The following is a 14,269-nucleotide window of genomic DNA, read 5'->3' as shown; positions in this document are numbered from 1 at the left end:
TGTATCCCGATGGAGAGAAAGCAGTGACTTTTTAGCCGGACAGAAGATGGGGCAAACAGCATTAGTCTGCTCCAGACATTGATCGTCAGTTGTCTTCTTGCAGGCATTGATCCATACAACTACTTCGTAGATTTGCTCCAGCGCATCAGGCAATCTGGCACTGTGCACACATTCAAGGAAGAGACATGTCGATAACTCTAATGACTGATAAGCTAGCTTCCCGACAAAAGGGACAGTCCCTCTGCTCGTTTATAATTCGCTCAGCACAATTCTTGCAGAAACCAGCATGCCCGCAACTTTGTAACAGCATAATGTCTTCCAGTGGTGTGCGACATAGTGGGCATTTTTTGACTGCTCCTGAGGCTCCTCCAACTGCACCAGCTTCCCCCCTCTCGGACTGGATTGCTAATTCCCGTCGCAGTTCGGCTATCAGTTCATTTTGTTGTTGAATGACTTTTGACGCATCCTCATGCTCCGTATCTGTTTCCTCAATATGACCATCACTGTCCGAGCTCTCAGAAGAATCCACTGAGTGGCCCCGCCTTTCTGGCGGTGATACAGGTGTGGGGTCAATACCCAAAATACTGTGTGTAAACTCATGCATACCATTCACGGTAAACATAACGATAGGTACTGGATACGATCGTCCAGCGTGGCAATGAATGACTATATTTCTGTAGACAACATCCAGAAGATCGTATGGCAAGTAATTTATCAACAAGGTTTCCAGAGTCTCTTGCCATTCCCGTCCTGAATTAATGCGCTGGATAGCCGCTGATGCCATTGCAGTTAATCCGATTAAAAGTGCTGTTCCTGCGTCCAATTCAGCTGTATCTAATTGATTGGCAAGACTTTGCGGAGAATGATATTCATTAATATTTACAGAAAGTAATTCACGTTCAAATGCATGATAGTAGCTTGTTCTGGTGTAACTGTTATGCAGCACTTTAAAGTGGTCATATAATTCATTCTGTAAAAGAAAATGGGGACCAAGAAAAGTCATCAGAAATAAATCTTTATTAACATCGTCATAACTGTAATGACTCGCTGTAAATTCAAAATCATAATAATGGAAATAATGTTCACTCCCGCCATTTATACTTTCAGACAAAAAGTTTTTCTCAAAGAGGCTTTCTGCTATTGCATTTATTCTTCGTTTATCTTCGGGGTTTTTCCCATTAGTCCTATTTATATTTATAGTGAATATAAAATTCATTAGTCTCAGCATTCTTTGAATGCGAAGTTTTCGAGATTGTTCAGTCACGTTCACATAATCAAAATAAAAGTTATTCAAACGATTAAAGTCTTGCTCAGAAATCTCGTAATCATCACAGATTTCCAGTCGCTCATCTCCCGATACAGTGTCAGAAGCTAAATTAAGCCTGACAAAACCAATACGAATGTTTTCAAGAGGGGGTATGGCGGGCTGACCTGTGCAACTTTGTTGTTTTTCTGAAGGCGGTTTCCAGTTTTTCTTTTGATGCTGGCGGAATTCTTCAAGGTCATAGGTGTCGTTTGCCAGCCCCTGCTGATAAAAAAACAAAAATACTGAAAACACAAGCATCTTTAAGGCACATTCTATCGTCATACTTCCACCTGAATTCCTTGAAACAGCTGCCATCCGATCTCGACAAATAGCGGGGTCTGAACCCCGCTCGAACGCTTTCTCTTGATAATGGGTACAAACTGACTCTATCGTTCCCATGGAGTCAGAGTATCAGGCAATAAACTTGCACTGCATACACATTCAATGAGGGGGCATTAAGAATATCTTTCTAAATGATTCAGGTTCTTTCCGACAAACAGGACATCCCCTCTGCTCCCGAACAAATCGCTCAGCACAAACCCTGCATAAACCCGCGTGTCCACAAGTTTCTAATAACGTTATTTCTTGCAGTGGTTCGAAACAAACCGGACATTCTATGACTTTTTCTGGGGCTCCTCCCACTGCACCGGCTTCCTCCGCTCTGTGTTGGCTTGCTATTTCCTGTCGTAATTGGGCTATCAGTTCATTTTGTTGCTGAATGACTATTGACTGATCCTGATGCCCGGAATCCAGCTCCTCACCAGGCTCCTCAACCTCATTGTCTGAACCCAGTGAATAATCCGATTGATAGTCCAGGCTTTCTGACGATGATGCCGATGATATTGCAGGTTCAGGGTTAATAGCCAAAATACTATGCGTAAAATCTTGCCTGCCACTCAAGGTGTACATAACCGTAGGGACAGGGAAGATGCGTCCGTTGTGGCAAAGGCTGGCTAAATTGTTGTAGATAATGGCCAGAAGTTCGTCTGGCAAGTGACTCATCAACAAGGTTTCCAGTGTCTCTGGCCATAACTGTTCTGAATTTAAGCACCGGGAAGCGGCTGGTGCCATTGCGGTTAAGCCAATTAGAAGTGCTGTTTCTGTGTCCAGTGCGGCTGCAGTCAATTGATTGGCAATGCTTTGCGGAGAATTATATTCATTGACATCTCCAGCAAGCAGCTCACAGGAGAATGCTCGACCGTAGCTTTTTTTGGTATAGCGTCTTTGAAGCACGCTAAACCATTTAGACAAGTCAAACCGGGAAAGATAATGGGGACCAAGAAAAGCAAGAAACATCAAGATTAAACCGTTATTAACACCTGCATTATAAGACCTATCGTCTGCTGAAACTGAATGAAAATAAAGGAAATAAGGATTGCTTCGCCCGTTTACATTGTCAGATAAAAACATTTGCACAAAGAGGCTTTTTGCCATTGTATTTATTAATTCTTTCTCTGCCGGGCTTTCTCCCATGAACGTATTCATATTGATATCGAACATACGGTGTATGAGTCTCAGTGCCGTTAGAATATGTGTTTTTCGATAGTTAGGATCACCTATGTTCATATAGTTAAAAAAAAAGTTTAGCAGTCGTTGAAAGTCCTGTTCAGAAACCTCGTAATTTTCACAGATTTCCAGTCGCACATCTCCAAACAAATCGTCAGATTCTAAATTAAGCCTGACAAAGCCAATGCGTATGTTTTCAAGTGGGCCCATGACAGGTCGGCCTGATTGCCTCTGTTTTTTCTTTGAAGGCGGTTTCCAGTTTATTTTTTGATACTCGCGAAATCTTTCAAGATCATAACTATCGTTTGCCAGCCCCTGGTGAGAAAAAAACAACAACATTGAAAACAAAAGTGTCTTTAAGGAACATGGTCTTACCATACTTTCACCTGTATTCGTTATAACAGCTGCACTGCTATTAATGAGTTTTGTATGAGCGTCCCTGGCAACTACTTATGGTCATAATGACCAATAAAGAAAGCTTATTCTGATGCAGCCGGAGAGATGACAACCCATTTTCAATGAGAAGACATATCTAAAACCCTCTTGTATGATTCCGATTTTACCCGACAAAAGGGACAGCCGGTCTGCTCCCGTATAATTCGCTCAATACAAATCTGGCACAAACCAGCGTGTTCACAACTTTTAAAACCCATTACTTCTTGCAGTGGCTCGTGACAAACTCCACATTTTTTGGTGACTCCTGCTGCTCCTCCAATTGCACCCGCTTCCTCCGTTGCAGTTTGGCTTGACAACTCACTTCGTAACTGGGCTATCAGTTCATTTTGTTGTTGAATGACTATTGATTGATCCTGATGCTCAGGATCCGATACCTCAAGAAAAAACTCAGTCTCTGAACTCTCAGAATAATCCGATCGATTGTCCGGGCTTTCTGACGATAATGCGTGGGGGTCAATACCTATAATACTGTGTGTAAACTCTTGCATACCGCCCGCTGTAAACATAACCATAGGTATAGTGTACGATGACACAGGATGACAATGGTCGTCTATATTGCTGTAGATAACGGCCAAAAGTTCGTCTGGCAAGTGTCTTCGTAACAAAGCTTCCAGTGTCTCATGCCATTCCAGTCCTAAATGCATGTGCCGAAAAGCTGATGCTGCCATTACAGTCAAACCGATTAAAAGTGCTATACCTGCGTCCAATTCAGCTGCTTTTAATTGATTGGCAAGACTTTGCGGAGAGTCATATTCATTGATATTTTCAGAAAGCAATTCACGGTCGAATGCTTGCTCGCAGCTTTTATCGGTATAGCTATTATGAAGTACGTCAAAGTAGGCATATAAGTCATTCTGAAAAAGAACGTGGGGCCCAAGAAAAGCAAGATACATCAGGACTAAATCATTATTAACACCGAGAAAATTCGACTGATTTTCTATCGAATCCGGATAGAAATAATGGAAATAAGGATTGATTCTGTCGTTTACCCTGACAGACAAAAACTTTTTTTCAAAAAGTCTTGTTGCTTTTGCATTTGCCAACGGTTTCTTTTCCGGGCTTTGTTTATTGATCATATTTATGTTCATAGCGAATATACGATTCAACAGTCTAAGTACTCTTTGAATGCGATCTTTTCGATGCTGAAGCTCACCCATATTCACATAATCAAAATAAAAGTTGTTCAGCCGATTAAAGTCTTGCTCATCAACTTCGTAATCTTCACAGATTTCCAGCCGTCTATCTCCAGATACATCGTCAGATTCCAGATCGAGTCTTACATAACCAATACGGATGTTTTCAAGTGTGCTCACTGCGGGTTGACCTGTAAGCCTTTGTTGTTTTTTTGAAGGCGGCTGGCAGTTTGTCATATGATGCTGGCGAAATTCTTCAAGGTTATAGGTATCATTTGCCACCCCCTGCTGATAAAAAAACAAAAACACTAAAAACAAAAGCGTCTTTAAGGCGCATAGCATGGCCATACTTTCTCCTTCACTGATTGAAACAGATGTACCACTACCAATAATGAGCCTTGTGTGAGCGTCCTCGGCACATATTTATACTGGCTACGGAGAGCAATAGAAAAAGCTGATCCGGATGTGACCATTGACGCTAATCATATGTAGTCTAGCCTCTGATGTATCCCGATGGGGAGAAAGAACTGACTTTTTTGGCTGAACAAAAAGAACGTTCAGATAACCCTGCCCTGTTCCAGACATTATTTGTCAGCTGTCTTCTTTAAGGCATTAATCCTTACAAATACTTCGTCGATGTGCTTCAAAGCGCCAGGCAATAGACCGGTACTGTTCACACATTCAGGGTAAAGACATGTCGAGAATCTTCATGCATGACAAGGGTACGTTCCGACAAAAAGGACATTCCCTCTCCTCACGTATGAGTCGCTCAGCACAATTCCTGCAAAAACCAGCGTGTCCACAACTATGTAACGCTACAAGGTCTGTCAGGCGGTCGGTACAAAGTGGGCATTTTTTGGTTTCTGCTGAGGCTCCCCCGACAGCACCCGCTTCCTCCGTTGCGGATTGGCTTGCCAATTCCTGTCGAAGTTGGCCTATCAGTTCATTTTGTTGCTGAACGACGATTGACTGATCCTCGAAATCCGATTCCTCAAGAGAAGAATCACTGTCTGAAAGCTCATGATAATCCACTAAAAATTCCAGACTTTCTAACGATGCTGCCTCCGATAAAGGCACGGGGTTAATACCCACAATGCTGTGTGTAAATATTTGCATACCATACACGGAGTACATAAGCGCAGGTTCAGGGCGTGAGTTTCCAGAGCGGCAATGCCTGGCTATATTGCTGTAGACAATCGACAGAAGCTCGAACGGCAAGCATCTTATCAATACGGTTTCCAGTGTTTGCAGCAATTCCAGTCCTGAATTCATGCGCTGGAAAGCGGCTGATGCCATTGTAGTTAAACCGATTAGAAGCGCTGTGCCTGCGTCCAATCCGGCTGCATTTAATTGACTGGCAAGGCTTTCTGGAGAATGATACTCATCGATATTTTCTGAAAGCAATGCACAATCAAATGCTTGATTGCAGCTTACTCCGGTATATATGTTTTGCATTATCCTAATGCCGGTATACAAGTCATTCTTGGAAAGAAATTGAGGACCAAGAAAAGCAAAAAACATCAGGGCCAGACCGTTGTCAACATCAGCATAACTGGATGAATGTTCGTCAAGAAATATATAGAAATAATTCAAATATGGATTGCTTCTGCCATTTATGTTGACAGACATAAACAGTTGGTCAAAAAGGCTTTTTGCCATTGCATTGATTGACATTTGCTCTGCTCGACTTTGAACAGTAAATCTATTTATATTAATAGCGAATATACGATGTATGAGTCTCAATACACTTTGAATGCGAACTTTTCGACGTTGAGGTTCACCCATATTCACATAATCAAAATAAAAGCTCTCCAGACGTTTAAAGTCTTGCTCAGCAACCTCGTAATTTTCAAAAATTTCCAGTCGCTCATCTCCAGATACATCGTCAGAAGCTAAATTAAGCCCTACAAAGCCAAGACGCATGTTTTCAAGTGGTTTCATGGCCGGTTGACCTGTACTGTTTTGTTGTTTTTCCGAAGGCTGTTTCCCGTTTGTCTTTTTATGATGGCGATATTCTTCAAGGTTGTAAGTATCGTTTGCCAGGCTCTGCTGAAAAAAAAACAAAAATACTAAAAACAAAAGTATCCTTAAGGCGCATAGCATGGTCATATTTTCACCTTCACTCGTTGAAGCTGTACTACTGTTAACGTTCTTTTTGTGAGTTCCCAGGCACATATTTACACAGGCTATGAAGAGCAATTGAAAAAGCGGATCCGGATGTTGCCATTGACAACAATCACATGCAGTCTAGTCCCCAATGTATCCCGATGGGGAGAAAAAACTGGCCTTTTTAGCTGAACAAAAAGAACGTTCAGATAACCCTGCCCTGTTCCAGACGTTACTTGACAGTTGTCTTCTTTCAGGCATTGATTCTTATAAGTACTTCGTCGATGTGTTTCAAAACATCAGGCAATAGACTGGTGCTGTGCAGAGATTCAGCGTAAAGACATGTCGAGAATCTTCATGTATGACAAGGGCACGCTCCGACAAAAGGGACATTCCCTCTCCTCACGTATGAGTCGCTCAACACAATTCTTGCAAAAACCAGCGTGTCCACAGCTTTGTAACGCTATAACGTTTGTCAAGCGGTCGGTACAAAGTGGACATTTTTTGGTTTCTGCTGAGGCACCTCCAACAGCACACGCTTCCTCCTTTTCAGTTTGGTTTGCTAATTCTTGCCTCAGCTCGGCTATCAGTTCATTTTGTTGTTGAACGACTATTGACAGATCCTGATCCCCTGAATCCGAATCATCAACAGAACCCTCGCTGTCTGAACCTTCATTATCTGAAAGCACAATATAATCCACGAGAAAGTTCAGACTTTCTGCCGATGATGCCAATGATAATGTAGATGTAGGGTCAAAACCCAAAATACTGTTTGTAAACTCTTGCATGCTATATAAGGTATACATAACCCCAGGTACAGGGCACGAGCGTCCAGGGCGGCAATGGCAGGCTATATTGCTGTAGATAATGGGCAGAAGCTCGAATGGCGAGCATCTTATCAACAAGTTTTCCAGTGTCTCCTGCGATTCCAGTTCTGAATTCATGCGCTGAAAAGCAGCTGATGCCATTGCAGTTAAACCGATTAGAAGCGCTGTTCCTGCGTCCAGCCCAGCTGCATTTAATTGATTGGCAAGGCTTTGCGGAGAATTATATTCATTGATATTTTCACAGAGCAGCGCACTGTCGAATGCTTGATCGAAGCTTTGCCCGGTATATATGCCAGCCAACATAATAAAGCTGGTAAAAAGTTGTTCCTTGTAAAGAAAGTGAGGACCAAGAAAAGCAAGAACTATCAGAACCAGATCGTTATTAACATCAGCATAATCAGAGAGAGGGGCCTCCGGAATTGAATAGAAATAATTGAAATAAGGATTGCTTTTGCCATTTATGTTGACAGTCGAAAAAAACTGTTCAAAAAGGCTTTGTGCCGTTGTAATGATTATCTTTTTCTCTTCCCGGCTTTGTTCATTGGTCATATTTATATTCATAGCGAATATACGATGTAATAGTCTCAGCATTCTTTGAATGCGAACTTTTCGATATTGAGGATCACCCATTTCCACATAATCGAAATAAAAGTTGTGCAGACGTTTAAAGTCTTGCTCAGCAACCTCGTAATTTTCACAAATTTGCACTCGCTCATCTCCAGACACATCTTCAGAGACTAAATTAAGCTTGACAAAGCCTATGCGGATATTTTCAATAGGGCTCATGCCGAGCTGACCCGTGCATTTTTGTTGCTCTTTTGAAAGCTCTTTCCAGTTTTTTATTTGATGATCGCGAAATTTTTCAAGGCGATAGGTGTCGTTTGCCAGCCCCTGCTGATAAAAAAAAACACTGAAAACAAAAGCGTTTTTAAGGCAAATGATATGGCCATACTTTCACCTGCATTCGTCAAAACAGCTGCACTACTATTAATGATCTTTCTGTGATCTTCCTTAGCACATACTTTTATAGGACATGGAAAGCAATAGAAAAAGCTGATCCGGATGTTGCCATTGATACCAGTCACCTGCAGCCTGGTCTCAGGTGTATATGCCGGGGAAAAGTGCTGACCGCACTGAACAGGAAGGAGAAGCATCAGACTGGCACTGCGCGTACATTCAAGGTAAAGACATCTCAGGAGCCTTCATGTATGACAAAGGTACGTTCCGACAAAAGAGACATTCGCTCTGCTCATATATAAGTCGATCAGCACAAGTATTGCAAAAGCCGGAGTCTTCACAACAATCTAACACGATAATATCTGTCAGTGGGTCGGCACAAAGTGGACATTTTTTGGTTCCTGCCGTGGTTCCTCCGACAGCACCCGTTTCCTCCGTAGCAGGTTGGTCTGCTGATTCCTCCCGTAGTTCGGTTATCAGTTCATTTTGTTGCTTTATGACTATTAGCTGATCCTGATGCTCAGAATGCGGCTCCCCGTCAGGGTCCTCAGCCTGATTGTCTGAACCCTGAGAATAATCCGATTGACAGTCCGGACTTTGAGAAGATTCTGCTTGCAATAATGCAGACTCAGCCGTGTCGTCAATACCCAAAATAACCTGTGTAAACTCTTGCATACCCTCTACGGTAAACATGACCTCAGGTACAGGCCATGAACGTCCTGCAGGAAAAAGGCCAACCAAACTCCAGTAGACAGTGCCCAGAATCTCGCAGGGTAAGTATCTTTGCAACAAAGTTTCCAGTGTCTCTGGCCATTCCTGCCCTGAGTTGAGGCTCTGGAAAGCTGCAGATGCCATTGCAGTTAAACCAATTAGAAGTGCTGTTTCTGTGTCCAATCCGGCTGCAGTGAAATAACTGGCAATGCTATGTGGAGAATTTTCATTGATATTTTCATAAAGCGATCCACGGGATAATGCCCGATCGTAGCTTTTTTCAGTATAACTATTACGCAGCACGGTAAAGTAGTTATCAAAATCATTGCTGAAAAGAAAATGAGGACCAAGAAAAGTCAGAAGCATCAGGACTAAACCATTATTTAAACCGACATAATCGGACTGACTTGCTAGCGAATCTAAAGAGAAATAATGGAAATAAGGATTTTTCCCGCCATTTCTCATTTCAGAAGAAAAAAAACATTCGAAGAGGCTTTGTGCTGCAACTCTGATTAGCTCTTTTTTGTCAGGGCTTGCTCCATTGATCTGGTTTATATTTATAGCGAATATATGATGTATCAGTCTCAGTACTCTTTGAGTGCGCATTTTTCGATCATTTTGAGTATCAGTACTGTTCACATAGTTAAAATAAAAGTTGACCAGAAGCCTAAAGTCTTGCTCAGTAACCTCGTAATTTTCACAGATTTCCAGTCGGCCATCTCCAGATACATCGTCAGATTCCATATTAAGTCTGACAAAACCAATACAGATGTTTTCAAGTGGACTCATGGCGGGTTGACCTGTGCAACTTTGTTGTTCTTTTGAAAGCGGTTTCCAGTTTTTCATTTGATACTTGCGAAACTCTTCAAGATCATAGGTGTCATTTGCCAGCCCCTGCTGATAAAAAAACAAAATTACTGAAAACAAAAGCGTCTTTAAGGCATATTGTGGGATCATACTTTAACCTGCACTCGTTAAAAAAGCTTCCTGTTGTTAATGGGCTATGTATCAGCATCCTTGGCACACATTCAGGGCAAAGACATATCGATAAACTTCATGTATGACAAGGGTATTTCCCGACAATAGGGACATTCTCTCTGCTCATTTATAAACCGCTCAGCACAAGTCTTGCAAAAACCGGCATGTCCACAACGATTTAACACTGTAATGTCTGTTAATGGGTCGGTACAAATTGGACATTTTTTAGTTCCTGCTAAAGCGCCTCCGACAGCACCCACTTCTTCCGTTGCTGATTGGTTTGCCAATTCCTGTCGTAATTGACCTATCAGTTCATTTTGTTGCCGAACGACTACTGACTGATCCTGATCCTCAGAATCCGACTCCTCAAGAGCAAACTCATTGTTTGAACCTAAACTATCTGAGCCTTCACTATCTGAAAGCTCAATATAATCCATTAGAAATTTCAGACTTTCGAACGATGATGCCTCCGTTAAAGGTGTGAGGTTAATACCCATAATACTGGATATAAATTCTTGCATGCCATTCACGGTATGCATAAACGCAGGTACAGGGCATGAGCGTCCCGGGCGACAATGCCTGGCTGCATTACTGTAGATAATCGGCAGAAGCTCGTAGGGCAAGCATCTTATCAACAAGTTTTCCAGTGTCTCCTCTGACTCCAGTCCTGAATCAATGCGCTGGAAAGCCGCTGATGCCATTGCAGTTAAACCGATCAGAAGCGCTATTCCTGCGTCCAATTCGGCTGCTTTCAACTGACTTGAAAGGGACTGCGGACAATCATATGCATTGATATTTTCACAAAGCAATGCACGGTCGAATGCTTGATCGCAGCTTTCTCCGGTGTATATGTCAGCCAAGATACAAAAGTAGGTATAAAGTCGATCCCTGGAAAGAAAGTTGGGTGCAAGAAAAGCAAGAAACATCAGGACCAGACCGTTATTAACCCCAACATAATTGCACTGTTTTTCCCCCTGAACTAAATGAAAATAATTGAAATAGGGATTACTTCTGCCATTTATGTTGACAGACAAAAACAGTTGATCAAAAAGGCTTCTTGCCGTTGTATAGACCACCCCTTTCTCTAAGCGGCTTTGACTATTGAACCTGTTTATATTAATAGCGAATATACGATGTATGAGTCTCAATACTCTTTGAATGCGATTTTTTCGAAATTCAGGATTACCCGTGTTCACATAATTAAAATAAAAGTTGGTCATACGATTAAAGTCTTGCTCATCAACTTCGTAAGTTTCACAGGTTTCCAGTCGCTCATCTCCGGATAGGTCATCAGATTCTAAGTTAAGCCTGACAAAGCCAATACGAATATTTTCAAGTGGGCTTATGTCGGGTTGATCTCTGCAGTTTTGTTGCTCTTTTGAAAGGGGTTTCCAGTTTTTCATTTGATAGTTACGAAATTTTTCAAGACGATAGGTGTCGTTTGCAAGCCCCTGCTGATAAAAAAACAAAAACATTGAAAACAAAAGTGTCTTTAAGACACATGTTATAGCCATACTTTCACCTGTATTCGTTAAAAAAGCTACATTGCTATCAGTGAGCCTTATGTGAGCTTCCTTAGCACATATATTTATAGGCTATGAAGACCCATAGAAAAAGCAGGTCTGGATGTTGCCATTGAGGCCAGCCACAGAAAAAAATAAGACACCCATAAAAATAAAAACAAGACCTTCAAAAACTGTATTCCCAAAAAGGATCAGAAAATCTATCTTCAAGTAGCGTATCATTGAGCCACACATCGCCATCCAACGAACAGAGGCTGTTCAAGCCATAATTCAGACAATGCAAATTCATTCCGACATGAGTCGAAGAGAGATAAAGAGAGGGTCTTTGACGTCTTAACTGACTTCTACGCTAACCTATCATATACAAACGACTACAGACATTTAAACCTCGAAGCCACTTCTGTCCGGCTTCAAGTGCATAAGCCTTCATCGCCTCCAGACGGCCAACTGCCCGATAAAAACGATTATTCCATTGCATGGTTTTCAGCCACTCATCCGGATCAATTTCCAGTCTTTCAAGAATACGAGGGATATGCGACGGGATGGAACCTTTCTTATCTGTCCTGACAATGCGGCCACTCCAGTCAACCAGTTCCAGATAGTCGTGAAGAAGGTAGGGAAGGGCAACGTCCGTTTCCTGTCCCTGCAAACAGAAAGGTTTCAGGGTCAGCGGCTGTTTTTTAGTCTCAGAATGTGTAACCTGCTCCACCCGTTCCTGAATCGACGTGTAGTTCGACTCTTCCGGTATTTCTGCCTTTCCAGCCCGAATCGGATTCAAGTCAACGTAGGTCATGCAGGTCAGTAACGCTGCTTCGTCCAGCAATGCCTGGCTTTTAAAGCGACCTTCCCAGAAGCGTCCTTTACACTCGTCTTCTTTATTAGCCTCACGAGCAAGATGTTCATTCAGGCAGCGCATAAACCAGCTGATATCCGCTAAACGACGCCGGTATTCCTCAGCATATTCATCAATACGGGCCAATTCAGCGCTGCCCAGTTTGTCAGCGGCCAGATGCCTTTGCACCAGAAGTGGACCTCTGAACAAGGTCGTCCAACGATGCAGCACTTCATTCCGTGACCAGCTCCTGGCAGATGACTGATTGATGTGCAAAACCACATGATAATGATTCGACATGACAGCGTAAGCGCAAACTTCGATAGCAAAGACTGAAACCAGTTCCTGAAGTTTATCCACCACCCATTGGCGGCGATGCTCGTAATTCTTGCCAGTCAGGTGGTTCTCTCCACAGAGGTAAGCCTGACGAACACATCTTGCCATGCAGTGGTAATAAGGCGTTGAGCCGGGGTCAATCAGAGTATTGCGGGCCTGAGCCATGAACTCACCTGTCTGGGTAAAAAATCAGTGATGGGTGAAAAAGTAGACCAGGTGGATGGGGAAGCAAATTTATGGGTGTCTTTTTTTTCTAATTTATGGGTGTCTTTTTTTTCTGCCAAAAAGACAGGAGAGACACCCTGGAGTCAAAAACTGTCATTTTCATAAAATCCAAACAAACCTGTAACATTACTGAAATATTCACCCCCTATCCTTGCACCCATCAAATTTTGAGGTAACAGAAAAATATTTTGCACAACCCACTGACAGATTAAGGCACGGCAAAAGATTTTTCTTTGTAAACGCAAGTACACTCCAAGCGAGTTTCTCGGGGAGAATAGAAGTGAAGTTTCTGAAGTCTATTGTAATGTCCTCCATGTTGGCTGCAGCGTCCTTCTCTGCATCTGCCAAGACAGAAGTTATCAACGGTGCGGGAGCCAGTTTCCCACATCCGATCTATGCCAAATGGGCTGAGGAATACCAGAAAGAAACCGGTATTCGCATCAACTACCAGGCCATCGGTTCCGGCGGTGGTATCCGTCAGATCACTGCCAAAACCGTCGACTTTGGCGCCAGCGACGCACCTCTGAATGAAGAGCGACTGGATAAAGAAGAGATGATCCAGTTCCCAATGGTGATGGGCGCTATTGTTCCAGTGATCAACGTACCTGGCATTGAGTCCGGTGCTCTGAAGCTGACCGGTGAAGTTCTGGCAGACATCTACCTGGGTAAAATCAAGAAGTGGAATGACGAGCGCATCACTGCTCTGAACCCGGATCTTGAGATTCCTGCCCAGGCTATCTATGTCGTCCATCGTTCCGATGGTTCCGGTACCACCTACAACTTCACCGATTACCTGAGCCAGATCAGCTCGGAGTGGAGTGAGAATATCGGCAGAAACACCGACATCACCTGGCCAAAAGCAGCTACCACTATCGGTGGTAACGGTAACGCTGGTGTCGCCAACTTCGTGGGCCGTACCCGTGGTGCTATCGGTTATGTAGAATATGCCTTTGCAAAACAAAACGACCTGACCTACACCCAGCTGGCCAGTGCTGATGGCAAGTTCCTGAAGCCAAGCATGGAAACCTTCCAGGCTGCCGCTGCCAATGCCGACTGGGAGAATGCTCCGGGCTTCGAATTGCTGCTGAACAACCAGCCTGGTGCTGACTCCTGGCCTATGACAGCAGCGACCTTCATCCTGATGCATAAAGATCAGGCTGACGCCGAGAAAGCTGAGCAAATCATCGACTTCTTCGAGTGGAGCTACGAGAAAGGCGGCGAACTTGCAGAAGGTCTGGACTACATCCCAATGCCGGAAAGCGTAGTTAACATGGTAGAGAATGTCTGGAAAGAAGACTTGACTAGCAACGGACAAACCATTATCAAGTAACCGGTTATTCTAGCCTTTCTTAAACAGGAAACGAACGACAGCT

The 14,269-nt window shown here is 43.1% G+C and carries 10 protein-coding genes; 2 read left to right on the top strand and 8 right to left on the bottom strand.

The genetic code is table 11. The annotated features are described in order from the left end of the window. Positions 1-78 precede the first annotated feature (78 nt). The gene (locus ACO6V5_RS25010; RefSeq protein WP_422135037.1) at positions 79-195 is read left to right on the top strand and encodes a hypothetical protein; all 117 of its coding nucleotides are present in this window, start codon (positions 79-81) and stop codon (positions 193-195) included. On the opposite strand, the gene ACO6V5_RS25005 is transcribed toward ACO6V5_RS25010, so the two are convergent. From ACO6V5_RS25005 to ACO6V5_RS24970, 8 genes are all read right to left on the bottom strand, one after another. Further along, positions 173-1,588, bottom strand: coding sequence for an RING finger protein (locus tag ACO6V5_RS25005; RefSeq protein WP_422135038.1), 1,416 nt, complete (start codon positions 1,586-1,588; stop codon positions 173-175). The genes ACO6V5_RS25010 and ACO6V5_RS25005 overlap by 23 nt on opposite strands. A 159-nt stretch (positions 1,589-1,747) precedes the next feature. Beyond that, complete coding sequence (locus ACO6V5_RS25000) at positions 1,748-3,022, bottom strand: RING finger protein (protein ID WP_422409489.1); 1,275 nt, start codon at positions 3,020-3,022, stop codon at positions 1,748-1,750. Positions 3,023-3,327: 305 nt separating this feature from the next. After that, complete coding sequence (locus tag ACO6V5_RS24995) at positions 3,328-4,749, bottom strand: RING finger protein (RefSeq protein ID WP_422409491.1); 1,422 nt, start codon at positions 4,747-4,749, stop codon at positions 3,328-3,330. Between the two features lie 333 nt (positions 4,750-5,082). Beyond that, a complete protein-coding gene (locus ACO6V5_RS24990) occupies positions 5,083-6,510 on the bottom strand; it encodes an RING finger protein (protein WP_422409493.1) in 1,428 nt (475 codons plus the stop codon). A gap of 326 nt (positions 6,511-6,836) precedes the next feature. Continuing rightward, on the bottom strand, positions 6,837-8,120 hold the full coding sequence (locus ACO6V5_RS24985) for an RING finger protein (protein ID WP_422409495.1): 1,284 nt from the start codon (positions 8,118-8,120) through the stop codon (positions 6,837-6,839). A gap of 390 nt (positions 8,121-8,510) precedes the next feature. Next, positions 8,511-9,959: a hypothetical protein gene (locus tag ACO6V5_RS24980; protein ID WP_422135043.1), complete on the bottom strand. Its 1,449-nt coding sequence runs from the start codon at positions 9,957-9,959 to the stop codon at positions 8,511-8,513. Between the two features lie 71 nt (positions 9,960-10,030). Then, complete coding sequence (locus ACO6V5_RS24975) at positions 10,031-11,494, bottom strand: RING finger protein (protein WP_422135044.1); 1,464 nt, start codon at positions 11,492-11,494, stop codon at positions 10,031-10,033. Between the two features lie 358 nt (positions 11,495-11,852). Then, on the bottom strand, positions 11,853-12,836 hold the full coding sequence (locus ACO6V5_RS24970) for a transposase (protein WP_422135045.1): 984 nt from the start codon (positions 12,834-12,836) through the stop codon (positions 11,853-11,855). A gap of 340 nt (positions 12,837-13,176) precedes the next feature. On the opposite strand from ACO6V5_RS24970, the gene pstS reads away from it, so the two are divergent. Beyond that, a complete protein-coding gene (gene pstS / locus ACO6V5_RS24965) occupies positions 13,177-14,226 on the top strand; it encodes a phosphate ABC transporter substrate-binding protein PstS (RefSeq protein WP_422135046.1) in 1,050 nt (349 codons plus the stop codon). Positions 14,227-14,269 lie beyond the last annotated feature (43 nt).

It is taken from the genome of Endozoicomonas sp. ALD068, from assembly GCF_049310145.1.
Classification (GTDB): Bacteria; Pseudomonadota; Gammaproteobacteria; order Pseudomonadales; family Endozoicomonadaceae; genus Endozoicomonas_A.
The sequence above is the reverse complement of the archived record's forward strand: the minus strand, read 5'-3'. Positions and strand labels throughout refer to the sequence as shown.

Excerpts from the sequence above, each read along its gene's own strand:
- ACO6V5_RS24980 (WP_422135043.1), bottom strand. The coding sequence starts at position 9,959 with ATGATCCCACAATATGCCTTAAAGACGCTTTTGTTTTCAGTAATTTTG.
- ACO6V5_RS24995 (WP_422409491.1), bottom strand. The coding sequence starts at position 4,749 with ATGGCCATGCTATGCGCCTTAAAGACGCTTTTGTTTTTAGTGTTTTTG.
- ACO6V5_RS24985 (WP_422409495.1), bottom strand. The coding sequence starts at position 8,120 with ATGAGCCCTATTGAAAATATCCGCATAGGCTTTGTCAAGCTTAATTTA.
- ACO6V5_RS25005 (WP_422135038.1), bottom strand. The coding sequence starts at position 1,588 with ATGACGATAGAATGTGCCTTAAAGATGCTTGTGTTTTCAGTATTTTTG.
- ACO6V5_RS25000 (WP_422409489.1), bottom strand. The coding sequence starts at position 3,022 with ATGGGCCCACTTGAAAACATACGCATTGGCTTTGTCAGGCTTAATTTA.
- ACO6V5_RS24990 (WP_422409493.1), bottom strand. The coding sequence starts at position 6,510 with ATGACCATGCTATGCGCCTTAAGGATACTTTTGTTTTTAGTATTTTTG.
- ACO6V5_RS24970 (WP_422135045.1), bottom strand. The coding sequence starts at position 12,836 with ATGGCTCAGGCCCGCAATACTCTGATTGACCCCGGCTCAACGCCTTAT.
- ACO6V5_RS24975 (WP_422135044.1), bottom strand. The coding sequence starts at position 11,494 with ATGGCTATAACATGTGTCTTAAAGACACTTTTGTTTTCAATGTTTTTG.